Origin of the sequence: Amycolatopsis xylanica (assembly GCF_900107045.1) — a bacterium.
GTDB lineage: Bacteria > Actinomycetota > Actinomycetes > Mycobacteriales > Pseudonocardiaceae > Amycolatopsis > Amycolatopsis xylanica.
In genome coordinates this window covers 1,696,737-1,722,229 of sequence record NZ_FNON01000001.1, presented here as the reverse complement: position 1 = coordinate 1,722,229, position 25,493 = coordinate 1,696,737, and the positions used below count along the sequence as shown (strand labels likewise).

Genomic DNA, 25,493 nt, shown 5'->3' with positions numbered 1-25,493 from the left:
GGTCGAATAAACATGCTGCTCAAGCTAGCAAAGTGCCCACGGGGAAGCCTGCGGAGTGGCTGAGGTCACATGTGCGCGCTCGTCGGCATGGTGGCTGTGCGGTGACCGTATCGGGGGCCGGTGGGCAGCAGGTGCTGGTGGACGAGCTTGCGCCACCGGCGCTGCCGATAGCGGTAGATCCCCACGGCGACGCGGGCGACGACGCCGGTCAGCCGGCCGGCGTCGATCTCGACGGTGTCGCTGTAGCGGCAGCGTTGCTCGTCGACCGGCTCGACGTGCAGGGTGTGGTTCCAGGCTTTCAGGACGCCGCCGCGCTCACGGGAGCGCAGGGTGCGGGTGGCCTCGTCGACCTCGACGAGGTGGATGGTGTGGCGCGACAAGGGGATCAGGTGAAATAGCAAGAGCCAGCCGGTGCCCCGCTCGCCGGCCTGGAAGGGGGCAGTGCGGCCGGCCAGTGCCGGGAAGCCGAACAGTCCACGGGTGACATACAGGAACGAGGCGGCGTGTTGCATGGCCTGCCAGACGTTCTCGGCGCTGGTGGGCAAGTCGGTCTGTACGCGAATGGTCCTCACTGCGAACTCCTTGATGTAGGTTAGCCTAACCTACATTGTGGCGGTTGTGTGGCGCGCTGGCTAGGTGCTCCCATGCAGAGACCCGCCCCCGGACCTTTGGCTGTTCGTCGGTCGCAGCTCTGCGCGTGGGCACCGTTTGGGCGAAATCTGGGCGGCCTTGGCTGGATGCTGGGCAAGCGGCACCAAACCGCGATCACGAGAAGGAAATCTCACATCTTCGGAGTCCAAATTGGACCCAAGCAGGAATGTCTGTTTTTAGCGATTCACCCGACGACAGGACTTCGCTCATGCGACTGACTCGCATCGCAGCTCTATTGGCGGCCTCCGCGCTTGCCATGCTGCTTTCCTCCACCAATGCCAACGCCGCCGCCGTCGCCTGTGGTGGCGGCGTCTCGAGCGGGCCGATCGGCGCCAATGGCTGCATCAGCGCTGAAAGGGGTCAGCAAGGACCGCTCCCCATCCGCGATATCAAAGCCCACGTTGTTCTGCGGAACACCAGCGCTCACGCCGCCCGGGTCGACTATGAAGCTTTTCTCAACGACGGCTCCGGCAACTGGGCGAAGATAGGCAACGGGCGCACCAGTGTCGGCGCCCGCAGTACCATCGGCCCCATCGAAATCGGCAGTCAGACCCGCGTTTGCGCTCCCCACAGGGTCGAGATCCGCGTCCACGTCAAGCCCGCGGGAGGTGCCTGGAGCAACTGGACCAGCGCTGCGACTTCCCAGTGCCAGACCTGATCGCCACGGCGCACTGCCTCGGCGGACCAGTGTGACCTCCCCGCTGACGGCCAGTTGGCGGGGAGTTCACACTTCCGACGGTGAAGAATCTCGAAGAGCCGGCTCGCCGAACCACTGGCGCAGGGCGACCGACAGGGCGGACATATCGGGGTTCTCGTCGGCGGCCCACGCGACGTATCCGTCGGGCCGCACGAGTATCGCGGACCACGCCACCTGGTGCGCGGGTTTGATCGACAGCACCCGGACCCGGGTCGCCCAGCCGTCGGCCGCGTCCCGCACGGTCGCGTTGTCGGCGAGATCCAGTAGCAGTGCACGTCCGTCCGCGCAGTGGTCGGCGACGCGTGTGCCGTCGGCCAGTTCGATGTCCGGGGCGGGTGCTCCGACCAGGTCGTGGTTTCCGGACTCGTACCGGTGCAGTACACCGGAAAGCTTGGCCAGCACATAGGTCGCGCCGTCGGGTGTGGAGATGAGGTCGGTGAGCACGGTGCGCAGGGCCTGGCTGCGCGCATCGGTTCGCATGGCGGCGACTTGTGCGCGCGTCCAGTCCAGCACCCACTTGCCCGCCGGATGCCGCTCGGCGGTGTAGGTGTCGAGCAAATCCTCTGGCGCCGTGCCCTGCACCACGGCGGCGAGTTTCCACCCCAGGTTCACCGCGTCACCGATGCCGAGGTTCTGCCCTTGCCCGCCCAAGGGCGAATGCACGTGTGCCGCATCGCCTGCCAGCAGCACCCGGCCCAGTCGATACGTGGTCGCCTGTCGCGTGTGGTCGGTGAAGCGAGTGGCCGAGTGGATCGCCGTGACCTCGACGTCGACACCCGCCACCTTCCGTATCGTCGCCTCCAGTTCCGCCGGCGTGATGGGTGCTTCACGATCTTCCGGTGGGCCGTCGAACTCGACGGTGACCACCCGTCCCGGGTACGGCCCGTGCAGGTAAACGCCGCCGTCGGTCCGATTCCACCCGGCGCGCAGTTTCTCGTGCCCGATCATGTCGACAACGAACTGGCGCGCTGTGACTTCCGGGTCCACGCCGGGGAATTCGAACCCGGCGAGCTTGCGCACGACACTGCGCCCGCCGTCCGCGCCCACCAGCCATTCGCCTCGAACCGTGCGCCCGTCGCCCAAGGTGACCGTGACACCGTCACCCTCGGCGGCGAATCCGGCGACTTCGGCGCCGCGCAGCACCGTGACGCCGAGGTCGGCCGCACGCTCATTCAGCAGCGCCTCGATCTCCTGCTGGGACACCAGGATCACGCCCGCCGCCGGTCCGGCGTGCGCGAACATCGGACCGGTGAAATCAACCAGGCCGGTGTCGACCACAATGCCCCCGAAGTGGGCTCCGACCGGACCGCCGCCGGCAGCGTTCCCGATTCCCTTGGACGCCAGGAACTTCCGCATCCGCTCCACCGCGGCGTCGTGCCGCTCCCGCAGCCGCGGCAACATGCCACGCCGCTGAAAGGCTTGGGCCGTAGCCAAGTTCACGTACCCGGCCTTCATCGTCGGGTCGATACTCGTGAGCCGCTCGATCACCAGCACGTCGACGCCGGCCAAGCCCAGCTCGCACGCCACCATCAGGCCCACCGGGCCGCCTCCGGCGATCACCACGGAGTAGTCCGCGGCCCGGCTTGATCGACTACCTACGGCCTCGCCCGACGGAGCCACAAGCAATTCCTCTCAATCGTTGGTCGCGCCGGCCACGGCTGACGCGGAGAGCGTTTCCATGACGGCGCGCTAAAGCAGCCTGTGACTGCGTTAGAGGACCATAAAGGATCTCGCCGCACAAACGCAAGCGTCGACTGCGTTAAGGTGGCTGGCGTGAACGAGCGAGAGCCAGTCCGGCGGCCCGGCGGGCGCGCCGCCCGCGTCGGCGCGGCGGTGCACCGGGCCGTCACCGACCTGATCGGCGAACGCGGCTACGGCAACTTCACCGTCGGCGAGGTCGCGGCCCGCGCGGGCGTGGCCGACAGCAGCATCTACCGCCGGTGGGGCAATCTGGAAAGCCTGCTCGCCGACGTGGCGCTCACCCGCCTCAACGCGGTGTCACCGATGCCTGACACCGGGAGCCTGGACGGCGACCTGCGCGCTTACGTGGCCCAAGTGGCCCGCGAAATCACCGGACCCGACGGCCCGGCGGTGCTGCACCTGGCCGTTGCCTTGTCGCGCAACGGTCAGCAGGGCCTGCGGGCCGCCGCCAACCTCCGCGCCGAACGGATGCGGCAACTGCGGTCCATGCTCGATCGCGCCCACGACCGTGGCGAGCACGCACCCGACGCGTTCGACGTGCTGGATCACCTCCTGGCCCCGATGTACATCCGCGTCCTGTTCGACATGGGCCCGCTCACCGCGGACTACCTCGACAGGCTCGTCGACCGGCTGTTGTGATCCCCGATTCCCACCGCTCGTGACATGCGGTCTTGCGTCTGGGTAACTTGATGAGTCAGATGCTTGCACTTGATGTTAAGTGTCGTACTGCCTAGCGTTTTCGGCATGAACCTCACAGTCCTCGCGGCCTCCGGCCAGACCGGAATCGCCTTGACCCGGCAGGCTTTGCGCCGTGGTCACACCGTGACCGCCCTCGCGCGTGATCCCGGGCGGATCGCGCTGCCCGACTCCCCGAACCTGCGCAAAGTGGCGGCCGACGTGACCGACGCGGCCGGCATCGCCGCCGTGGTGGACGGCGATTCCGTTGTCCTTTCGGCGCTCGGCACGGACCGGGCCGGCATTCTCCTGACAGGTGCCCGAGCAGTCGTAGCCGCGGGCCCGCGGCGCGTGATCTGGCTTGGCGCTTACGGAACCGGGAAGTCGGCCGAGGTGGCGGGCGAGGGCGCGAGCGTGCTCGCCAAGGTGCTGGGTGACCGGCTCGCGGACAAGGTCGAAGCCGACAACACCGTGCTCGCGGCCGGGGGTACGGTCTTCCACGCCGGATTGCTCACTGATGGCCCGGAAAGCACGCGCCGCCGCACGGTCGGCCTGGAGGCGGCGCCGCCGTTCGACCTCGGCGCCAAGGTCAGCCGGGAAACCGTCGCCGCGGCGATGCTCGATGAAGCCGAGACGCCGGGTTTTCCCGGTGCGGTGGCACTGCCTTTGGCGGAGTAGCGGTCAGCCGGCGTTGATCTCTTCGAGCGACGCCCGGACCTGCTCGCGGAGCCAGGCGTGGGCGGGGTCGGAATCGTAGCGCTGGTGCCAGGTGCAGTGGATCGTCGCCGCCGGGCTCTCGATCGGCAGCGGCCGGACCACGAGACCGAACGCTTCGATGAGCGGGCGGCCGAGTGTCGCCGTGCAGGTGACCAGCGCGTCGCCGCGGGCGGCGATCCGCAGCGCGGTGGCCACCGTCGCCACCGACGCGATCACCGTGCGCCGCAAGCCTTCGGCGGCGAGCACCTCGTCGATCGGCGCGGTGAGGCGGCCACGCCGCGAGATCACCACATGCGGCTGCGTCGCGTAGGCGGGCAGGTCGAGTCCGGCGGCGCAAGGGTGGTCCGCGCGCATCGCCACGACGAGCCGATCCTCGCCGAGCGGCTCGGACCGGAACTCGGGCAGCTTGGGCCCCTCGCCGCCGAGTTCCAGGTCGACGCGGCCGTGCCGCAGGTCGTCGGTGTCGACGGGGCGCTCGGCCACCACCCGCACCCGCACCCCGGAAGCCTGCCGCTGGATCCTCCCGACCAGCACCGGCACCAGCGACGTGGCCACCGCGTCATGACATTGGATCGTGAAGGTGCGATCGAGTTCGGCCAAGTCCAGCTCGCGGATCGGCGAGAGCACCGCGTGCGCTTGACGGACCAGCCGGTGCACCTCCTCGCGCACCGACTCCGCGTACGGGGTGGGGGCCATGGAATGACCGGTGCGCACCAAAATGTCGTCCCCCGTGACCTTGCGGAGCCGGCCGAGTGTGCGGCTGACCGCGGGTGAGGACAGATGCAACCGCTCGGCCGCGCCCATCACGGTGCCCTCTTCGAGCAGAGCGTCCAGCACGGTCAGCAGATTCAAGTCCAATTGCACAAAAGTTAATCCTAGCAAGCCTGAGATGCACGTCGATCAATTGAGGAGCATTCCATGAACCAGAACCTGCTCGCCGCCACCGTCGCCGCCGTCCGGCACGCCGGCGCACGGATGATGTCGCGCTATTCCACGGAGTCCCGCCAGTCCGGGCTCCCCGAACTGCTCACGCACCTCCAAGCGAACGACGCGGCTGTCGTGGACGTACTGCGACCGGCGTTGACCGAGGCCTTGCCGAGCGCGGGCTGGCTCAACGACGAACACGGATCCGGACCTCTCGACCCGGGCGACTGGTGGCTCATCGACCCGGTCGGCGGCAACGTCAACGCCGCGCACGGCATGCCCGAGTGGAACGTCGGCGTGAGCCTCGTCCGTGACGGCCGCCCGGTGCTGGCGGTGGTCTACTTCCCGGTCCTCGACGAGATGTTCACCGCGACCGAAGGCGGCGGGGCGTTCCTCAACGGCGTCCGGCTGAGGGTTTCGGCCAAGACGGCGCTGGACGGCGCACTGGTCGGGACCGGTCAGGCCCAGCCGGGCCACGATCCCGAACTCGCGAAGCGGATGGGCGCGGCCTTGACGACGATGATGACCACCGCGCTCTCCGTGCGCGTGTCGGTGCCGGTGACCCATCAGCTCGCCCAGATCGCCGCGGGCCGGATGGACGCGCACTGGCAGTTCGACAACGTCCGGTCCCATGCCGCGGGTGTGCTGCTGGTCCTGGAGGCCGGAGGTGTCGTGACCGACCTCGACGGCAAACCGTGGGCACCGGCCAGCCGGAGCTACCTCGCGGCCGCGCCCGGCGTACACGGCGCCGCGCTGGAAGTCCTCTCGAGTTTGCCCCGCTCCACCCACGGGTAATAGCTGACGACTTGGGGCTGAGGAGAGTGAGCATGGTCGAGGTAACCAGGAGTTTCACCGTGGCGGCGTCGCCGGAGGCCGTGGTCGACTACCTGCGCGATTTCTCCCGCGCTGTCGAGTGGGATCCGGGAACCGTGTCCTGCGAGCGGATCGGCGGGGGAGAGGTCGCGGTCGGCGCGCGCTGGCACAACGTGTCCAAGATCGCCGGGGTGAAGACGGAGCTGACCTACGAGCTGAAGCGTCTCGAACCCGGACGGGTCGTGTTCGTCGGCGAGAACGACACCGCGACCTCGACCGACGACATCTCCGTTGTCGCGGGTGACGAAGCGGGGACGTCGAAACTGACCTACCACGCCACGATCGAGTTCCACGGCGTCGCGAAACTCGCCGCTCCGGTCGCCAAGGCCGTCTTCGAGAAGGTCGGCAACGACACCGAGAAACGCCTCACGCGGGTGCTCGAGGCGCGTTAGCGGCGCCATCCCGCCGGAAACAAGCCTTTGGGTGTAGTGACGGGCGACCTTCGTCTTGGATCCACCGCGTGTGCGCAGGTGGTGGCCGGTGCGGGCAAAACGTGAACTTGACTCACGTCTGTGTCAGCCATCACCATCATCCCGATACGCCTGCCTCGGGGCGCGCACAGGAGGTTCACGATGAGACGGCATCGCAGGATCCTGTCACTCGCGGTAGCCGCGCTGGCTGCCCTCGCGCTCACGGCAGGCGGCACGCTGGCGTCGTCGGCCGCGCCGAACTGGTGGGAGCCGCAGAACCGGCCGAGCCCGGACAGCGAGATCGGCGCGACGGGCGCGCCGTTCACCGGCAGCCAGGGCGGGGAAGTCCGCGGCTTCGTCGACGGCCACAACCACATCCTCGCCAACGAGGGCTTCGGCGGCAGGCTGATCTGCGGCAAGGCGTTCTCGCCCGCCGGCGTCGCCGACGCGCTGAAGGACTGCCCCGAGCACTATCCCGACGGCAGGGGCGCCACCTTCGAGAACCTCACCGCCGATCCGGACGGGCATCACGACCCGGTCGGCTGGCCGACCTTCAAGGAATGGCCGACGCACAAGTCGTTGACGCATCAGCAGAACTACTACGCCTGGATCGAGCGGGCGTGGCGCGGCGGGCAGCGCATCATGGTCAACGACCTGGTGAGCAACGGCGTCTTGTGCGCGCTGCCGATCATGCCCAAGGACCGCGGCTGCGACGAGATGGACGCCATCCGGCTCGAAGCCCGCAAGTCCTGGGAGATGCAGGACTACATCGACGGCATCTACGGCGGCCCCGGCAAGGGCTTCTTCCGGATCGTCACCAGTCCCGAGCAGGCACGCCAGGTGGTGATGGACGGCAAGCTGGCGGTCATCCTCGGCGTGGAGACCTCGGAACCCTTCGGCTGCAAGCAGATCATGGACGTCGCCCAGTGCTCCGCCGCGCAGATCGACGCCGGGATCAACGAGCTGTATTCGCTCGGCGTGCGCAGCATGTTCCTGTGCCACAAGTTCGACAACGGCCTGTGCGGTGTGCGCTTCGACTCGGGCACCACCGGCCAGATCCTCCAAGCCGGTCAATTCTCCTGCTGTGCCACCACATGGACGACCGAGGTGTGCCCGGGCCCGCAGCAGGACAACCCGATCGCGGGCGGCGACCCGGCCAAGCGCTGCAACACCCGGGGGCTCACCCGCCTCGGCGAGCACGCGCTGCGCCGGATGATGGAACGGCACATGATGGTCGAGCTCGACCACATGAGCGTCAAGGCGGCCGCGCGCACTCTCGACATCCTCGAGGCGGAGAAATATCCGGGCGTGTTGTCCACGCACAGCTGGATGGACGCGGGCTGGTCCGAGCGGCTGTACAAACTCGGCGGCTTCATCACCGGCTATGACAACGGCTCGGAGAGCTTCGTCGGCGAGTGGCAGCGCAACAAGGCGCTGCGTGACAAGTACAAGGTCGGCTACGGCTTCGGTTCCGACATGAACGGTGTCGGCGGCTGGCCCGCGCCGCGCACCGGCGCGACCAACCCGGTGGTCTACCCGTATCGCACCTTCGACGGCGGCACGATGATGGACCGGCCGAAGACCGGCGAGCGGACCTGGGACATCAACGTCGACGGCGCCGCGCACTACGGCCTGATCCCTGACTGGATCGAGGACGTGCGCATGGTCGGCGGGCAGGCCGTCATCGACGACCTCGCCAAGGGCGCGGAGTCGTACCTGAAGACCTGGAAAGCCACCACCACGCATGTTCTCGGCACCAACCTCGCCGCCGCGAAGCCCGCCACGGCCAGCTCGACCGAGTGGAACCCGTTCGTGAACTTCTCGCCCTCGCGCGCCGTGGACGGCGACAGCGGCACCCGGTGGTCCAGCTCCTGGAACGACGGGCAGTGGTTCTACGTCGATCTCGGGTCCGAGCAGACCGTCGGCCGGGTGACCATCGACTGGGAGCCCGCCTACGCGTCCGAGTACCGCATCGAGTCGTGGAGCGAACCCGCAGGCGCCTGGCAAACGGTCTGGTCGACCACCGCCGGGGACGGCGGCATCGACACCGCGCGGTTCGACCCGGTCACCACGCGCTGGGTGCGGTTCTTCGGCGTCAAACGGGCCACCCGGTACTGCTTCTCGTTCTGGGAGTTCGGCGTCTTCGCCTCGTGAATCTCACGGAGTCATCGGCGTACCGCGCGGATGGTGAGCTGATACTGGCCGTCCATGTGCCGGGCGCAGCCTCGGGCGTTCGGCTCGGTCAGCAGCACCGGGACGGTGTCGCCGGGCGGGTACACCCGGAGTCCGCTCACCGGCGTTGGCGCGCAGGCGACGGGGTCGTAGTTGTCGACGTTGACCTGGTCGAGCCAGGCCGTCGCGGTCTGGCCGGTGCGCAGGACCACGGTGGGGGTGGGCTCCGGCAGCCGCGCGGCCGCGTCCCCCACCTGGTGCCGGTCGGCCCCGGCGAAGTACGCCACGTCCGGATGGCCGCCGATCCGGCAGGCGGCCTGCCCGTCGTTGGTGAAGAGCACGGGAACGTAGAAGTGTCCGGCCGCTCCTTCGCCCGGGCCCAGGCTCACACTGAGCGAATCGGTCGAACACCGCGCCACCCGCTCCGGTGTCGTAGCCTCGGCGGTGCCCGGTCCGCTCACTGCCGCGGCGGTGAGCAGGGCGATGCCCGCCGGCACCTGCCATCTGATGGAGGATCCCTTCATTCTCATTCCCCCCACGGAACCGGTCAGGCGGTACTCGGCGCTAGAGCCGGATGGAACGCTTCGAAGGGACCACCGGCCTGTCCATCGTCTCCGATCAGGTGGGCTTGCGAAGGACGGCCCAGACGACCTTGCCGCCGGACCATCGTGAGTTGCTTCCCCAGGTTCGGGCGGCGTCGGCGACGATCTGCAGGCCCAGCCCGGGACCACCGGGTTCACGCTGTCCGATGAGCTCCGCGTGTCGCGGGTCGTCGTCGGCGGCGGCGATGGTGAGCATGCCGCGACGCAGGGCCAGCCGGAGTTCGGGGGCGGAGGTGGTGTGCCGGATGGCGTTTTCGACGAGTTCCGAGGCGATGACGGTCGCGTCGTCGATGAACTCCGGGGCACTCCACTCGGCGAGGTGCTGCCGGACGTAGGACCGGGCGAACGCCGTCGCGTAGTGGGTGCGGGGGATCACCTGCCGGGCTTGCCGGTGAATCGGGTGGGGTAGCGCGTGTTCCGCCGATTCGACGTCGGGGTGTACCGACACGTACCGGTCGATCGTGCTCGCGTGCAGGAGCCGGGTGTGGCCGGGGTGCTGGGTCACGAGGGTGAGCGGGATTCCCGGCCAGTCGCGGATGCGTGCGGCGACGAAGGGGAAGACGGTCGCCGGGGAGGCCTCGTTGATGGACAGGCCGGTGATGTCGATGATCAGGCCGCGCGGTCCGTCGGCCGCGATCTTGAGCAAGCCGTCGCGCAGTGCCGCGTACCCGGCTAGGTCCAGCGACCCGTTGGCTGTCACCAAGGTGCTCGAGGGACGGGCTGTCACCGTCAGTTCGATGCGGGGTGGCGCCGGACGATGCGCGCTGCCCGGTGAAGTGCCATTCGTTGCCGCTGGCGTCATTCAGGAAACGTTAGCGGCTGAGCGAAATCCGTATAGGGGCCAGCGTGATTTCCGTGACGGGATTTCGTCAGACCGCCTTGCTCAGGCCGAGCGATTCGCCGTAGAGGGTGAGCCGCATCGGCATGGTGCTCTTCAGCGATGGGCAGGCTGGTCTGCCTTCGTGCCAGACCAGCGGGCACGCGCCGCCGCAGATCGGGAAGATCGCGCAGCTGGGGCAGAGTGCTTCGGTGTCGCCGAGGAGTTCGTCGTTCCAGTGGTCGTAGGCGCCTTCCGGTCTGCGCCGTGGTGTCTGCAGGTCGACCACGTGCGCGAGCGCGGTGTGCTCGCGGCCGGGCACGAGTGGTTGTTCAGTGCAGGAATGCACGCCGCCGGTGGGGCTGATGACCTCGGCGCTCGGTGACACCGCGCTGCACACCGTCCAGACGCGCTCGGTCGGCAGCAGGGAGGTCGTGAGGCCGTGGTCGCGGTAGGCGCGCAGCCACTGTCGTTCCACCGCCACGACCTGGTCGCGTGGCACGGCGAACTCGCTCACGTCGTTGCCCCACGGCCGGACCATCGCGGTGTAGAAGACGACCTTCTCGGTGGCGAGGCCCGCCTCGCGCATCGCGGCGGCGAACTCCTCGTGCTCGTCCTGATTCGCCCGGCTGACGTTGGTCCTGATGATGAACGACAACTCGGGCATGTCGTCGCAGGCACAGGCTTGCGCGATGGTGCGGGCGATCCGGTCGAAGCTCGGGCGCCCGCTGCGCAGCGGGCGCTGGACGTCGTGCCGGGCGGCGGGGCCGTCGAGCGTGATCTCGAACTGGCCGACCCCGCAGCCGAGATGCAGCTTGCGGATCTTGGCCGGCGTCAGCAGGGAACCGTTGGTGACCATCTTCGCCGAGTACTCGATCCCGGCTTCGCGGCAGGCGGGGATCGCCGCCGCGGAGATGTCGAGGATCTGCGCGTAGCCCATCATCGGCTCGCCGCCGAACCAGCCGATGTGAACGCAGGAGGTTTCGGGGGAGCGCACGGCGTGCAGCACGCGGTCCTTGACGGCCGCGCGGTGTTGCTTGCTCGGCGGGGTTTTGACATGTTTCTGCCCGCAGTAGCCACAACCCATGTTGCAGTACGACGAGGGCATCAGCACGAACGAGCGGCCCGTGTTCCGCCGGGTGACCGAAGCGTTCTCCCGCACCGTCGCCGTGAACTCGTCGTGGTCGTCGGCCACGAGCAGCCCGGCCGCGCTGAGTTCGGCGGCCACGCCTTCGGTGAGCGTCGCCGGTTGTTCTCGCATCTGCTGAAGCACCGCGCTGGGTAGCACGTAGACCTCACCCGAGAGCGAGTGCAGCAGCACCCGCGACTCGACGCCATCGGCGACGAAAGCGGTGTCCGACGCGACGAGAAACTGGCTTGCCTTCACGGTTTTCCTCCCCTGGCCAGGCGCATGGGTGGGTGGCGACACCCACCCATGCGGTGCTCACACCGCGGACCTGAGCTTGCTCGGCTTGCAGTTGCAGATGCCGTTGTTGCAGCACCCGTTGGGCACGGTGCCGCCGCCACCCGAATCGGTGGTACCCGGGGTGACCTTCATCAGGACGGCCGTCGTCGCGTGGTGCGTGTCCGCGCTCGCCGCGGGCGCGGACAGCACGGTGCCCGCCACGACGGCGCCGGCGGCGACGGTGAGGCCGACGGCCCGGCGGACCATCGACGGCTTCGATTCGCTCATACCGATCTCCTTGCTCGGGTGCTCACACCGTGTTGGGCTTGGGGCAGTTACAGATGCCGTTGCCGGTGCACTGGCTGTCCGCACCGGTGCCCGCCTGGGTGATGTTCTTGAGGACACCGGCCGTGGACTGGTGCGACGTCGCCGCGTTCGCGACCGGCACAGCCAGCGTGGTACCCGCGACGACGGCCCCGGCCGCCACGGTCAAACCCATCGCCCGGCGCACCGCGCCGATCCTGTTCTCGTTCATTTCCCGTACCTCCCTCCGCGAAGTCGAACGTGGGGGAGCATGGTCTCCGCGCATTCGGTGAAGGTTCGGAATTCGTTGAATCCGCTGGTATCTGGTGTCGCGGCCACCGCACCTGTCTGCTGTGGTGACCCAGTTTCTGTTGCTCGGCGACCTGGAACTCCTCGTCGACGGCTGTGCCGTCGAGATCGGCCACGCACGCCAGCAGTGCGTGCTGGCGGCACTACTCGTCAACGTCAACCAGGCGCTACCCGCCGATCAGCTGCTCGAGCGGGTGTGGGCGGAACGGCCACCACGCCGGGCACGCAACACCCTTTCGGGCTACCTGTCGCGGCTGCGGCAGGTGCTGACCGGTACCGGCGCCGCGATCGTGCGGCGGCCCGCTGGGTATCTGCTCGCGGCGGATCCGCTGTCGGTGGACCTGCATCGGTTCGACGACCTGGTGGCACAGGCTCACGCCGCCTGCGACTCCGGCACCGCGGAGGCGCGGCTGGACCACGCACTCGGGCTCTGGCGTGGTGAGCCGTTCGCCGCGCTGGACACACCGTGGCTCAACGAGGTCCGGCGGTCACTGGCGGCCAAACGGCTGAGCGCCGAACTCGAGCGCAACGACATGGTGTTGCGCCGTGGCGGGCACGCCGAGCTGCTGGAGGAGCTGTGCGAGCTGGCGGCCGCGCATCCGCTGGACGAGCGCCTCGCGGCCCAGCTGCTGCTGGCGTTGTATCGCAGCGGCCGCCAGGCGGACGCGCTGGCGCGTTACGAGCGGCTCCGGCGCAGGCTCGCCGATGAGCTCGGGGTCGACCCGGGCGCCGAGCTTCAACAGCTGCACCAACGGATTCTGGCCACGGACCAGGTGCTCATCACATCGACGGCGCGCGCGCCGGTGCCCCGGCAGCTACCCGCGGCTCCGCGATCGTTCACCGGCCGCACCCGTGAGCTGGCCGTGCTCGACTCCTTTGTGGACACACCGGCGACGGTCGTGCTGTCCGGTGCACCCGGCGTCGGGAAGACGGCGCTCGCCGTGCACTGGGGACACCTTGTGCGAGAACGGTTCCCTGGCGGCCAGCTGTACGTCAACCTGCGCGGATTCGACCCGGCGGGCTCGCCGGTGGATCCGGCGTCGGTGATCCGCGGTTTCCTTGAGGCGTACGCTGTTCCAGCCGCGGACATCCCGGTCGACCAGGAGGCGCAAGCCGCGTTGTTCCGCGGGCTGGTGGCGGACAAACAGGTTCTGCTGGTGCTGGACAATGCCCGTGACGCGCAGCAGGTCCGCCCGCTCCTGCCCGCCGCGCCCCGCTGCCTGACGGTGGTGACGAGCCGCGGCTCGCTCACCAGCCTGGTCGCCGTGGAAGGCGCGCATCCACTGGCCGTCGATCTGCTCACCGACGAAGACGCCAGGCGCCTGCTGATCGCGCGGCTCGGGGCCGAGCGGGTCGCCGCCGAGCCCGCGGCGCTCGACGAGATCATCACGACCACCACCCGGCTGTCACTGGCGTTGGTCATCGTGGCGGCCTGGGCGGCCACCCATCCCGGGTTCCCGCTGGCCTGCCTCGCGGCCGAGCTGAGCGACAGCCGCCGCCGGCTGGACGTGCTGAACGCGGGCGACCCGGCGACCGACCTCCGCGCGGTGTTCGCGTTGTCCTGCCAAGCGCTGAGCCCGGGCGCGCGGCGCCTCTTCCGCTTGGCGGGCCTGCATCCCGGCCCTGACCTGTCCGCCGCCTCGACCGCCAGCCTCGCAGGCCTCCCACCCGGCGCGACTCGGCCGCTGCTGGACGAACTGGCGCAAGCACACCTGATCGACGAGCATGAGCCTGGCCGGTACATCCAGCACAACCTGCTGCGGACTTACGCGACCGAACTCGCGCACCGGACGGACAGCGACGAACTGCGGCACGCCGCGGCCGACCGGTTCCTCGAGCACTACCTGCACACCGCTTACCAAGCCGATCGGATCCTGAGCCCCCACCGGGATCCGATCACACTGGCACGCCTTCAAGCCGGTGTCGCCCCGGAAGCTCACGTCGGCTACGAGCAGGCGCTGGCTTGGTTCACAGCCGAACGCCGAGTGCTGCTGTGCGCCGTCCAGTTCGCCGCGTCCTCGGGGCGGCCGACCTACGCCTGGCAGCTGGCGTGGAGCCTGCAGACTTTCTTGGCACTGCGGGGCCATTGGCATGACGTGGTCACCGTCGCCGGTGTCGCGATGGCCGCCACCGAGCGGCTGGACGATCCGCACGCACAAGCCGTCCTCGGCCGCCTGCTCGGCCGCGGCCACCTCGAACTCGGGCGCTTCACCGAGGCGCGCACCACGCTGCTGCGGGCACTCGAGCTTTGCCGGCGGCTAGGAGATCCGATCGGGCAAGCCGACGTCCACCACGACCTCGCCGTGACCTGCGCGCGGGAAGGTGGTTCCCGTGACCACACCGGCATGGCTCTTGACCATGCCCGCCGGTCCTTGCGGCTGTACCGCGACGGCGGCCACCGTCCTGGCCAAGCCGGTGCGCTCAACGACATAGGCTGGCTGCACGCGCTGCTCGGGATGCCCGACGCGGCCATCACCGCCTGCTCGGAGGCGCTGGCCCTGTTCGAGGACCTCGGCGACCGCGACGGCCAGGCGGCGACCTTGGACAGTCTCGGCTACGCCCACCACTGCCTCGGAAACCACGAGCGGGCCGTCGACTGCTATCGGCGTGCCATCGGCCTCAACCGCGAACTCGGTCATCGGCATTGCGAATCCCAGGCGCTGTCTCATCTCGGCGACGCCCTCCGGACCGCCGGTGACGTGACTGGCGCCCGGGTCGCGTGGGGTCAGGCGCTCGCGATCCTCGACGCCCTCGAGCACCGCGACGCCGAAGCCGTCCGCGCCAAACTGGACGGCGCCTCCGCGGGCTACAGTAGACCTCGGTTACCGAACACCTGATCGACTGTGCGCCGGAGGGAGGATCAGCTGAAAGTCAGCGATTCCTTCGTCCACCTGCATGTCCATACCGAGTATTCGATGCTGGACGGCGCGGCGAAGGTGCGGCCGTTGATGGACGAGGTCGTGCGGCTCGGCATGCCCGCCGTCGCGGTGACCGATCATGGGCATCTCTACGGAGCCGCCGAGTTCTTCCGTGAGGCGCGCCGCGCCGGGGTGACGCCGATCATCGGGGTCGAGGCGTACGTCGCGCCGGAGAGCCGGTTCACGAAGAAGCCGGTCTTCTGGGGCGCGGGCGGTCAGCGCGGCGCGGGCGCCGACGTCGAGGACGGCGGCGCCGATGTGGGCGGGCGGGGCGCGTACACCCACATGACGTTGCTCGCGCGGGACGCGACCGGGCTCCGGAATCTGTTCCGGCTGTCCTCGCGGGCCAGCATCGAGGGTTTCTACCGCAAGCCCCGCGTCGATCGGGAGCTGCTCGCCGAACACTCCGACGGGCTGATCGCGACCACCGGCTGCCTGGGCGGTGAGGTGTCGACGCGGTTGAAGCTGGGGCAGTTCGAGCAGGCATTGGCCGCGGCGTCGGATTTCAAGGACATCTTCGGCGCCGGGAACTTCTTCCTCGAGGTGATGGACCACGAGATCGCCGTGGAGCGGGCGCTGCGTGAGCGGCTGCTCGACATCGGGCGTCGCCTGGACCTGCCGCCGCTGGCCACGAACGACGCCCACTACGTCACCGAAGACCAGGTCGCCGCGCACGCGGCGCTGCTGTGCGTGCAGTCGAACAAGACGTTGAACGACCCGGGCCGGTTCCAGTTCGAAGGCCACGGCTACCACCTGAAACCGCCGGGGGAGATGCGCGCCTACTGGGATCGCGAGCTGCCCGGCGCCGCGGACGCCACGCTGGCGGTCGCCGAGCGGATCACTCCCGACGCCTACGCAGAGGTGTTCGCCCATCGCGACCGGATGCCGGTGTTCACGGTGCCCGAGGGCCACGACGAAGCGTCCTGGCTGCGCGCGGAGGTCACGCGCGGACTCGCGCGCCGCTTCCCCGGCGGGGCGCCGTCGGAGTATCGGCCGCGGCTGGAGCTGGAGCTCGAGGTCATCATCGGCAAGGGCTTCCCCGCCTACTTCCTGGTGGTCGCCGACCTGGTCGGGTACGCCCGCGAGGTGGGGATCCGGGTCGGCCCTGGGCGCGGCTCGGCGGCCGGCTCGCTGGTCGCCTACGTACTCGGGATCACCAACATCGATCCGATTCCGCAGAAGTTGCTGTTCGAGCGGTTCCTCAACCCCGAACGCGCGTCGATGCCCGATATCGACATCGACTTCGACGACCGGCGCCGCGGCGAGATCCTGTCCTACGCCACCGACAAGTACGGCGCCGACAAGGTCGCCCAGGTCATCACGTTCGGCACGATCAAGACCAAGGCCGCGATCAAGGACGCGGCACGGGTGCGGTTCGGGCAGCCCGGGTACGCCATCGCCGACAAGATCACCAAGGCGCTGCCGCCATCGATCCAGGCCAAGGACATCTCCCTGTCCGGCATCGTGGAGCCCGCGCACGAGCGGTACGCCGAAGCCGCCGAGGTCCGCTCGCTGGTCGAGACCGACGAAGACTGCAAGACGATCTTCGAGACCGCGCGCGGACTGGAAGGCCTGATCCGCAACGCCGGTGTCCACGCGTGCGCGGTGATCCTTTCGCGTGAGCCGTTGATCGACGCGGTGCCGCTGTGGCGGCGCGAGGACGACGGCGCGCTGATCACCGGCTGGGACTATCCCTCGTGCGAAGACGTCGGCCTGCTGAAGATGGATTTCCTGGGCCTGCGGTATCTCACGATCCTGGGCGACACGATCGACAACGTCGCGGCCAACCGCGGCATCGACGTCGACCTGGACACCTTGGCACTCGATGACGAGCCTGCCTACCGGCTGCTCGCGAGCGGTGACACGCTCGGGGTGTTCCAGCTCGAGAGCGGCCCGGTGCGCGATCTGTTGCGCCGCATGAGACCGACCGGCTTCGAGGACATCGTCGCGGTGCTCGCGCTCTACCGGCCGGGACCGATGGGCATGAACGCCCACAACGACTACGCCGACCGCAAGAACGATCGGCAGACGATCATCCCGATCCACCCCGAACTCGAGGCGCCGCTGGCGGAGATCTTGGCCGACACCTACGGGCTGATCGTCTACCAAGAGCAGATCATGCAGATCGCCCAGAAAGTCGCCGGCTACACTATGGGCCGCGCGGACACGCTGCGCCGCGCGATGGGCAAGAAGAAGATCGAGATCCTCGAGCAGGAGTACGCCGGCTTCGAGGCGGGCATGGTCGCCAACGGGTTCAGCCCGGCCGCGGTGAAGGCGTTGTGGGACACGGTGCTGCCGTTCGCGGGCTACGCGTTCAACAGGTCGCACGCCGCCGCCTATGGGCTGATCGCTTACTGGACGGCCTATCTCAAGGCGCACTACCCGGCCGAGTACGTCGCCGCGCTGCTCACCTCGGTTGGTGGCAACAAGGACAAGACCGCGGTCTACCTGGCCGAATGCCGTCGGCTCGGCATCCGCGTGCTGCCTCCGGACATCAACGAGTCCGCGGCCCGCTTCGCCGCCGTCGGCGAGGGCATCCGTTTCGGCCTCGGCGCGGTGCGCAACGTCGGCGTCCACGTCGTCGACTCGATCATCGCCACCCGGGAGAAGCGCGGGAAGTTCTCCTCGTTCACCGACGTGCTCGACCAGTCGGACCTGGTGGTGTGCAACAAAAGGGTCGTCGAATCGTTGATCAAAGCGGGAGCGTTCGACTCGCTCGGTCACACGCGCCTCGCGATGATCCGCGTCCACGACGACGCCATCGATGCCGTGGTTCCTCTTAAACGCCAACAGGCGCTCGGCCAGTTCGACCTTTTCGGACCGGGAAGCGGGGAAACCGCGTCGTCACCGCTGACGCACCTGCGGTTCGACGAGGACGAGTACCCGCCGAAGCTCAAGCTCGCCTACGAGCGTGAGATGCTCGGGCTTTACGTGTCCGCGCATCCGCTCGACGGCGCCGAGCGGCTTCTCCGTCACCACGCGCCCCGCCCGCTCGGCGCGATCGTCGCCGACCCGCCGCCCAGCGACGGCGAGGTCGTGCTCGCCGGGCTGATCACGGCTTTGGACCGCAAGGTCAACAAGCGCGGCGAACCATGGGCGATCGCGACCGTCGAGGACCTCGACGCCTCCATCGAGGTGTTGTTCTTCCCGCGCGCGTACCTGCTTTACGCCGCCGAACTCGCCGAAGACAACGCGGTGGTGGTGAAAGGCCGGGTCAATTGGCGCGAGGACACGATGTCCGTCTTCGCCAACGCCGTCCTGCCACTCGATTTGAGCGACACCACGGCCGTGGCGGGGGAGCGGCAGCCGCTCGTCCTGCTCGCCGCGGCCGCCACCCTCGACCTCGGCACCGTGCACGCGCTGCGCTCGACGCTGCGAGCCCATCCGGGCCTGACTCCGGTCCACCTGCGCCTGATCGGCCCCAGGGCGCGCACCTTCAGCCTTCCCGAGTACTCGGTGACGCCCTCGGCGAGCCTGATCGCCGACATCACGGCCATCACCGGCATCGCCGTCAAACGCTAGACCCGGCCTTGCGCGTAGGGGTCGTGAGTGTTCCGGCCGGTTAGAACCGGCCGGAACACTCACGAGCCTTTCTTAGTGGGGGATCAGCGTCCAGCGCTGGTTGTTCTCGGCCTTGTCGGCGAAGAGCTGGACCAGGGTGGCGTTGGCGGTGCCGTGTGCCCTGGCGTCGAGCACCTTGGCCGACTGGACACCGCGGAGCGCGTAGGGCGCCCCCGACGGGTCGGTGGTGAACTCCCATTGCTGGTTCAGCCCGGAATGGCAGGTGAACTGCAGGAGCGAGGCCTGGTTTTCGACGCTGGCGTTGTCGACGTCCAGGCATTTACCGGAGTTGCGGTTCTTGAGGTTGTAGATGTTGTTGCCGACCGGGACGAGGTCCCAGATCTGCTTCACACCGCCGACGCAGTCCCAGAGTTCGATGCCGGCGCGGTCCTTGAGCGCGTCCTGACCCGCTCCGGCGACCTGGATGCAGCGGCCGGATTCGGACCCCTTGATCTCGACCGCCCTCGGGGTGATCGCGGTCGCCCGGTAGGCGACGCCACCGCCGCCGTCGAGGCTCCAGTCGATGCGGCCGCCCTGGAAGTTGCTCCGCCTGCCCTTCGGCGTGGCCAGCTCGTCGCTGGTGGGGTAGCCGAGCCAGGATCGTTCGGCGCCCAGGTCGTTCCACTTCTGGCGGATGGAGCCGTAGACGAGCATCGAGCCGATGTTCGGGTGCCAGTAGATGGCGCTGTAGTTGCGCGCGAAGGTGACGGACACGCCGACACCGTCCGGGAGCCTCGTCGGGTCGGAGGTCGGCCAGTTGAGCATGCCGTCTTCCCCGCCCGCTTCCAGGAATTTCCGGTAGATGTCGCCGTAAATTCCGTAGACGCCGCCGTTCGTGATGTCGTACACCGCGCCGCCGGAGAACTTCTGCATCTGCCCGGCGGGACTGCCGAGCGGGCCGAAGGAGTCCTGGAAGCCGATCGGGAAGCCGATGGCCCCGTTGTGGGCGTTCATCGCCTTGTACTTCTGGTAGATCCGCCCCGCGACCGGATAGACGCGGACGTCCGCGCCGTCGTGCCGGAGGTAGATGATTCCCCGCTCGTATTCCCGATAGCCGTTTCCGGCCGCGTCGAGCACCGCCGCGGCGATGGGCTTCCCGATGGCGGCACGGAGGTCGGCGTTGGAGTTGTACAGCCGGTCGATGGGCATCGGCGGCCGGGGCGAGTCGGCGAACCAGTCCGACGGCGAGGGGACGCTCATGGCCCTGAACTCGGTGAAGTCGCTTCGTGAGCCCGGCACGAAGAGCCCGTAGTAGCTCTGGCGGTCGGTGAACGGGGCCAGGGTGTCAGAGGACGGGCACCAGGTCGCCAGCTTCCGGAACATGTCGGTGCCGTCGGTCGGCGCGACGTCGACGTGCGCCCGGCTCATCGTGCTTTCGCTTGCCACGTAACGGATGTAGCGGCCAGGCCGCGTCACCGACTGGAACGAGAGGCAACTGGGGTCCGCGAGACCCGCCTCGACCTTCCAGGTCTGCTTGGGCTGTTCGGCGGCCGTCCACTTGGTGAGCGTGGCCGTTCCGTTGTCGTCGGTGAGGTAGACGTCCTTGTCGCGGGTCTCCGAGATCCCGCGGATGGTCTGGATGTCGTGCTGGTACTGACCGGTGCGCAGGAACTTCTCCCGGTCGATCGACGTGCCCGCGAGCGCGGTGTCGGCGGCGTTCACCAGGTCCGGGTGGAACCGGCTGCGGAGCGCGCTGTCCCGGATCACGTTGATCTGCTTGACGCGTTCCAGGTCGCGGCGGCGGAGTTCGTTGTCGATGTCCCGCTGGCGGGCGTCGGCCGCACCGGTTTCGATGAACTTGGTGCGATCGGCGTCTTCCAGGCTGAGCACGGCTTCACGGGCGGCGAGGAACACCTCGCTGCCGGAGGGCGCGAGCTTGTAGATGGTGCGGACGAAGTCGTCGTCGTCGAGCTTGCGCATCCTGTCGTCGGCGATGATGCCGAGCGCCTGATAGGCCGCGGCGGCCTTCTTCTCCTCGGCGATCGCGGCGGCTTTTTCCGCCTCGGTCTTGGCGTTGTCCTCGCGGATCTGCCTGGCGAGGTCTTCCTTGTGTGCGGTGAAGATCTCGACCGTGAGGAAGGACCACTGTTTCTCGGGAGTGCCGTTCAAGGCCGCGACGGCGGCCTTGCGGGTCTCGATGTCCTTGTGCTCATCGGTGTTCAGGTTGAGGAAGACGATGAAATCGTAGATCGAGCGGCCCAGCTCCGGGGTGTACCTGTCCTCGGTGATGCCGATGACCTGTGCGGCGTCGACCTTCGCTTTGCGTTCCCGCTCCTGCTGCTGGCGTCGTTCGTTGACGATCGCGATGTCCTCTTGGTGCGCCGCCGCCATACCGGTCTTGATGTAGGTGGTGCACGGGGCGCAGGGCGGATCGTTCTGCACCAGCAACGCGTCGATCGCCGCCTGCTTGACCTTCTGGTTCGCGGGCTCGGCGGGCCGCGGCTTGTCCTGGTCGTCGGCGGCCCGGTACATCGCGGAGGTGAAGTCGCGGTCGGACAGCCCCGTCAACTCCGGCCCGGCCACGATGCCCAGCAACGCCGCGGCGTTGCCCTTTTCGATCTCGGTCGACGGCGGCGGGCCGTCGGCCCGCGCGGTGTCGAAGGTCATCAGGCTCACGGCCGTGGCGAGCACGGCGGGAAGCACCGCGCCGCGCAGAACACGTCTCAGTCTCATTCTTCTGCTCTTTCAAGGAATGCGGGACGCCGGCCGCTGAGGTTCCAGTGGCCGGCGTCCATCGCGGGGAGATGACCGGGCGCTACTGGGGGATGATGGTCCAGCGCTGGTTGCCTTCGCCCTTGTCCGCGAACTGCTGGAGAAGGGTGGCGTTGGCGGTGCCGTGGGCCCTGGCGTCGAGCACCTTGGCCGAGTGCACGGCGCGGAGCGCGTAGTTCGCGCCGGTGTCGTCGGTGGTGAACTCCCACTGCTGGTTGAGACCGCCGTGGCAGGTGTGCTGGATGATCCCGCCCTGGTTGTCGAGGGTGTTGTTGTAGACGTCCAGGCACTTGCCCGAATTGCGGTTCTTCAGGTTGTACTTGTCGTTGCCGAGCGGGACGACGTCCCAGATCTGCTTCACACCGGAGACGCAGTCCCACAGCTCGATGCCGGCGCCGTCCCTGATGGCGTCCTGCCCGAGGCCGGCGACCTGGATGCAGCGCCCGGACTCGACGCCCTTGATCTCGATCGCCTTCGGCGCGACCGGGACCGTCTTGTACGCGACGGTGGCGCCGCCGTCGTTGCTGAAGTCGATCCGTCCACTTTGGAAGGTGTTGCGCCTGCCCTTCGGCAGGTCGAACTCATCGCTCGTGGGGTAGCCGAGCCACGACTTCTCCGCGCCGAGCTCGTTGTACCTGCCGCGGATGGAGCCGTAGACGAGCTTCGCGCCGGTGGCCGGGGTGTAGTAGATGGCACCGGTGTTGCCGACGAAGGTGGTGTACCAGCCGACCCCGTCGGACAGGCGGACGGTGTCGGAGGCCGGGTAGCTCAGCAGGCCGTTCTCCGCACCCGTTTCGGCGTACTTCTTGTAGATCTCGCCGTAGACGACGAACGTGCCGACGCCCGACACGACGTACACCGCGCCGCCCGCGAACCGCTGGACGCGGCCCTTGCTGAACGTGCGCTCGTCCTCGACCGGGTAGCTGAGCACGCCGCCTTCGTAGCCCAGCGAAGCGAACTTCGCCAGTACCTCACCCGCGACGACCGACGTCGTGAGGTTGGTCGCGCCCGGGCGGAAGGCCTGGTAGAGACGGCCGTTCTGGTACTGGCGGTAGCCGACACCGTTGCTGCCGAGCACCGCGTCGGCGGTCGGCGCGCCGAGCCTGGTGCGGGTGTTCGCGTCGGTGGTGTAGCGGCGCTCGATGGGCATCGGCGGCTTAGGCGCCTCGACCGACCACACGGTGCCGCCGGACGGCGCGGTGACCGCCAGGTCGACCTTCGACTGGACGTTGCCGAAGGCGATCCCGGAACCGGCACGGCGCGCGCACCAGGTCACGGTCGGCCCGAAGGCGTTGGTGCCGTCCGCGGGGTCGACGCTGAGCCTGCCGTTGACGTAGCGCAGGTAGTAGTTCGGCCGGGTGGTGGAGGCGAACGAGTGACAGGTCGGGTCCGCGAGACCCGGCTCGACCTTCCAGACCTGCTCCGGGTGCTGCCCGGTCGCCCACGGGCCGAGGAGTGCCTGCCCGTTGCCGTCGGCGAGGTAGAAGTCGTCGAGCGCGACCGTGCGCAGCGTCTGCGTGAGGTTCTCGTCCTTCCCGGTGAGCAGGAACCGGACGCGCTCGGCCGGGGTGCCGGCGAGCGCCTTGTCGGCGGCGGCGACCAGCGCGGGGTGGGCGAGGCTGTTCGCCGCGCGCGTGCGGAGCTCGAGGATCTGGCGGCTGCGTGCCTCGTCCCGCTTCCGGAGCGTGTTCTCGATGTCGCGCTCGTGGGCCTCCTGCGCGCCGGTGTCGATGAAACGCTTCCACTGCACCGGATCGTGGCTGGCGAGCGCCTCTTCGGCGGCGCCGAACACCTCGGTGTCCTGCGCGACGCGGTTCGAGATCTCGAACACGAAGGACTGGTCCGAGAGACGGACCATGGCGTCGGGCGCCACGATGCCCAGCGCGTGCCAGGCCGCGTTCGCCTTGGCCTCGCGGGCGATCGCGGCGTCCTTCTCGGCCTGGGTCTGGTCGGTCCGCTCCTTGATCAGGCGGTTGACGTCGGCGGTGTGCGCGATGCCGAGCCCCGAGCTCAGGAACGTCCACTGCTCGTCGGGGGTGCCGGTGAGCGCGGCCTGGGCCTTCTCCTTGACCAGCTGGTCCTTGTGCGCGTCGGCCTTCAGGTCGAGGTAGGCGATGAAGTCGAAGAGCGACATGGCCTTCTCGGCGTTGCCCACCGGGATGGTGAGCAGCTGACCGGCGGTCGCCTTGGCGGCCCGCTCCTTCTCTTGCTGGTCACGCCATTCGAGGTCGAGCTTGACGTCTTCCTCGTGCGCCGCCTTCATCCCCGACTTGATGAACGTGAGACAGGCGGCGTCACCCTCCTCGAGTGCCTTGAGCGCGGCCGTTTTCACGGTCCGGTTGCCCGGCTCGAGCGGACGGGGCTTGTCCTGGTCGTCGGCGATGCGGTACATCGCCACGGTGAAGTCGCGGTCGGTCAGGATCATCAGCTCGGGGCCGGGATTGACACCGAGCAGCGCCGCGGCCGCGATCTTGTCGTCGTCGGTGGACTGGGCGGCCGCGGCGCGCGCGGCTGTGCCGGTGGTCGGGACACCGACCGGTTCCCAGTTTTTCGGTGCCGCGGCCGGGTTTTCCGGCGCGGTGGCCGCGAAGGCGGGAGCGGGAGCGAGCCCGGCGATCGTGGCAGCCGCGGCGCCGGCCACCACGGCGGAGCGCACGCGCCGGGGCCAGGCCCGGTTCGGTCTGCTTGCTGATACGGAGCTACTCAAGATGGATTCCTTATGATGGTGGAAAGTCCATGGGAGCACGCATAAAACCCCAGGCGCGTGCGAGCAAATCGTTGCCAGGTAGCGAAAAAATGGTCAAGACCAGCCGTGGGACCGTAACAGGTTCGTGATCACCGGGGCCGCCGGGTGTGACCTGGATCATATTCCGAAGTCGCCCGTGCGTATTTTCTGGCAGAGTCGGCATTCTGTGTGAGAACACGGAATACCGACTAACTTGGGGGTTATCGGTGCACTGGGGATCGGCCATAACTGGCTGTGCGCTGACTGCTGCGCTCACTTTTACCGGCTGTGGTCAGGTGGCAGCCGCGGAAACCCATTACATTACTGCGTTCGGCGCAGTTCGAACGACCGGAATAGAACAGTCGCCGTGGTATCCGAATGTCCGGCAAGCGGCGCTTTTTCATAGCCAGGCCCTGGTCAGGGCTTCGGCGTGGCAGGCATTGCGGTCCTCCGACGAGGCGGTGCTGCGTGAGTTCGTGCTCCGGGGATTCGCGAAGGCGCGGCAGCGGGCCAATGAATTCAATGCGCGTAACCGGGATTTCGCTCAAAGGGTTTACGACACTTACTCGGCCGCCTATTCGCCACTGGTTCATGCCACTGCCGGTAATGTGCTCAAAGGTAGTAGCGCTGACTGGGACTGGTTCGTTCGCACTGGTTTCGCGGAAGCGAAAGCGCAAGACAATGCGGCCAGGGAAGCCGATGAGCAGCACAAACAGCAGATAGCACAGGCCGATCGCGATTTCGTGCGGCTGCTGTCGACCGCCGATCCCGGCGAGCAGGTGCGGCAGGCCGCCGAGTACGCCTTGCGCAACGGCGGGCTGGACGCCGACATCCGGGAGTTCTTCGCGAGCGGCTGGATGGCCGCGGCCGGACTGGACGTCGAACTCTTCCGCCTGCGCACCCAGGACGCGGGCATGTACCTCCACGCCACGATCTCCCAGCTGATCATCGACGCCCAGGAGGCCGAAAAGGTGGCGCTCGAGTCGAGCGGGGAAGCGGCGGTGAAGGCCAGGGCCGTCGCCGCCGGGGCATGGGCGGACACGAAGCAGAAGGCCGACGCCGCAACGAAATCCTGGGACGACGAGCGCAAGCTCTGCCTGGAGCAGGCTCGCTACTGGCAGACCGTGCTCGAGCGGGCAGGCACGCAGGCCGATCCGGTATGGCAGAGCATCGGCGCCGCGGCGGACAAGCAGCGCGGCACTTGGACGACCGAGTCGGCCTTCGCGGAAGGCCAGGCACAGCACTGGGGTGGCGTCAGCACCGACGCGCAGGCCGGTTACGACCGCATGACCGGCGAGCACTGAGCATTCTTCTTTCCTCT

At 68.4% G+C, this 25,493-nt stretch carries 19 protein-coding genes; 9 read left to right on the top strand and 10 right to left on the bottom strand.

The annotated features are described in order from the left end of the window. Positions 1-65: 65 nt before the first annotated feature. Positions 66-572 carry a hypothetical protein gene (locus BLV57_RS07530; protein WP_091287758.1) on the bottom strand — a complete coding sequence of 169 codons (507 nt, stop codon included), beginning with the start codon at positions 570-572 and terminating at the stop codon, positions 66-68. Positions 573-859: 287 nt separating this feature from the next. Between BLV57_RS07530 and BLV57_RS07525 the strand changes: the two genes are divergently transcribed. Further along, positions 860-1,309 (top strand): hypothetical protein, encoded by a 450-nt coding sequence (locus BLV57_RS07525; RefSeq protein WP_091287757.1) that lies wholly within the window; start codon positions 860-862, stop codon positions 1,307-1,309. A gap of 66 nt (positions 1,310-1,375) precedes the next feature. Here the strand turns inward: BLV57_RS07525 and BLV57_RS07520 are convergent, their stop codons facing one another. After that, positions 1,376-2,911 carry an FAD-dependent monooxygenase gene (locus BLV57_RS07520; RefSeq protein WP_091287756.1) on the bottom strand — a complete coding sequence of 512 codons (1,536 nt, stop codon included), beginning with the start codon at positions 2,909-2,911 and terminating at the stop codon, positions 1,376-1,378. 210 nt (positions 2,912-3,121) lie between these two features. On the opposite strand from BLV57_RS07520, the gene BLV57_RS07515 reads away from it, so the two are divergent. Next, complete coding sequence (locus tag BLV57_RS07515; protein ID WP_091287755.1) at positions 3,122-3,688, top strand: TetR/AcrR family transcriptional regulator; 567 nt, start codon at positions 3,122-3,124, stop codon at positions 3,686-3,688. A 105-nt stretch (positions 3,689-3,793) separates the two neighbouring features. Further along, positions 3,794-4,402 (top strand): NAD(P)-dependent oxidoreductase, encoded by a 609-nt coding sequence (locus BLV57_RS07510; RefSeq protein ID WP_091287754.1) that lies wholly within the window; start codon positions 3,794-3,796, stop codon positions 4,400-4,402. Between the two features lie 3 nt (positions 4,403-4,405). On the opposite strand, the gene BLV57_RS07505 is transcribed toward BLV57_RS07510, so the two are convergent. Then, on the bottom strand, positions 4,406-5,305 hold the full coding sequence (locus BLV57_RS07505; protein ID WP_091287753.1) for a LysR family transcriptional regulator: 900 nt from the start codon (positions 5,303-5,305) through the stop codon (positions 4,406-4,408). A gap of 54 nt (positions 5,306-5,359) precedes the next feature. On the opposite strand from BLV57_RS07505, the gene BLV57_RS07500 reads away from it, so the two are divergent. The 3 genes from BLV57_RS07500 to BLV57_RS07490 all read left to right on the top strand — a co-directional run bounded on the left by BLV57_RS07500 (position 5,360) and on the right by BLV57_RS07490 (position 8,802). Beyond that, on the top strand, positions 5,360-6,160 hold the full coding sequence (locus BLV57_RS07500) for an inositol monophosphatase family protein (RefSeq protein WP_091287752.1): 801 nt from the start codon (positions 5,360-5,362) through the stop codon (positions 6,158-6,160). Positions 6,161-6,192: 32 nt separating this feature from the next. Next, positions 6,193-6,630: an SRPBCC family protein gene (locus tag BLV57_RS07495; protein WP_091287751.1), complete on the top strand. Its 438-nt coding sequence runs from the start codon at positions 6,193-6,195 to the stop codon at positions 6,628-6,630. 180 nt (positions 6,631-6,810) lie between these two features. Beyond that, complete coding sequence (locus BLV57_RS07490; RefSeq protein WP_091287750.1) at positions 6,811-8,802, top strand: galactose-binding domain-containing protein; 1,992 nt, start codon at positions 6,811-6,813, stop codon at positions 8,800-8,802. 11 nt (positions 8,803-8,813) lie between these two features. Here the strand turns inward: BLV57_RS07490 and BLV57_RS07485 are convergent, their stop codons facing one another. The 5 genes from BLV57_RS07485 to BLV57_RS07465 form a co-directional block, all read right to left on the bottom strand. Further along, the gene (locus BLV57_RS07485) at positions 8,814-9,344 is read right to left on the bottom strand and encodes a DUF4232 domain-containing protein (protein ID WP_176968522.1); all 531 of its coding nucleotides are present in this window, start codon (positions 9,342-9,344) and stop codon (positions 8,814-8,816) included. Between the two features lie 94 nt (positions 9,345-9,438). Beyond that, the gene (locus BLV57_RS07480) at positions 9,439-10,224 is read right to left on the bottom strand and encodes an STAS domain-containing protein (protein ID WP_425425954.1); all 786 of its coding nucleotides are present in this window, start codon (positions 10,222-10,224) and stop codon (positions 9,439-9,441) included. 67 nt (positions 10,225-10,291) lie between these two features. Then, positions 10,292-11,626: a radical SAM/SPASM domain-containing protein gene (locus tag BLV57_RS07475; protein ID WP_091287748.1), complete on the bottom strand. Its 1,335-nt coding sequence runs from the start codon at positions 11,624-11,626 to the stop codon at positions 10,292-10,294. Positions 11,627-11,683: 57 nt separating this feature from the next. After that, a complete protein-coding gene (locus tag BLV57_RS07470; RefSeq protein ID WP_091287747.1) occupies positions 11,684-11,932 on the bottom strand; it encodes a hypothetical protein in 249 nt (82 codons plus the stop codon). Between the two features lie 22 nt (positions 11,933-11,954). Continuing rightward, a complete protein-coding gene (locus BLV57_RS07465) occupies positions 11,955-12,179 on the bottom strand; it encodes a hypothetical protein (protein ID WP_091287746.1) in 225 nt (74 codons plus the stop codon). Between the two features lie 124 nt (positions 12,180-12,303). Here BLV57_RS07465 and BLV57_RS07460 point away from each other — a divergent pair, with 124 nt between their 5' ends. Both BLV57_RS07460 and dnaE read left to right on the top strand, forming a co-directional pair. Further along, positions 12,304-15,093, top strand: coding sequence for an AfsR/SARP family transcriptional regulator (locus tag BLV57_RS07460; protein WP_218134650.1), 2,790 nt, complete (start codon positions 12,304-12,306; stop codon positions 15,091-15,093). Positions 15,094-15,120: 27 nt separating this feature from the next. Next, positions 15,121-18,696, top strand: a complete 3,576-nt coding sequence (dnaE, locus tag BLV57_RS07455) for a DNA polymerase III subunit alpha (protein WP_281244391.1) — start codon at positions 15,121-15,123, stop codon at positions 18,694-18,696. Between the two features lie 72 nt (positions 18,697-18,768). On the opposite strand, the gene BLV57_RS07450 is transcribed toward dnaE, so the two are convergent. Next, positions 18,769-21,408: an RICIN domain-containing protein gene (locus BLV57_RS07450; protein ID WP_091287744.1), complete on the bottom strand. Its 2,640-nt coding sequence runs from the start codon at positions 21,406-21,408 to the stop codon at positions 18,769-18,771. Positions 21,409-21,490: 82 nt separating this feature from the next. Further along, on the bottom strand, positions 21,491-24,103 hold the full coding sequence (locus BLV57_RS07445) for an RICIN domain-containing protein (RefSeq protein WP_091287743.1): 2,613 nt from the start codon (positions 24,101-24,103) through the stop codon (positions 21,491-21,493). 812 nt (positions 24,104-24,915) lie between these two features. On the opposite strand from BLV57_RS07445, the gene BLV57_RS43895 reads away from it, so the two are divergent. Further along, entirely contained in the window at positions 24,916-25,476 is a 561-nt protein-coding gene (locus BLV57_RS43895; protein ID WP_245757192.1) for an ALF repeat-containing protein, read from the top strand. Positions 25,477-25,493 lie beyond the last annotated feature (17 nt).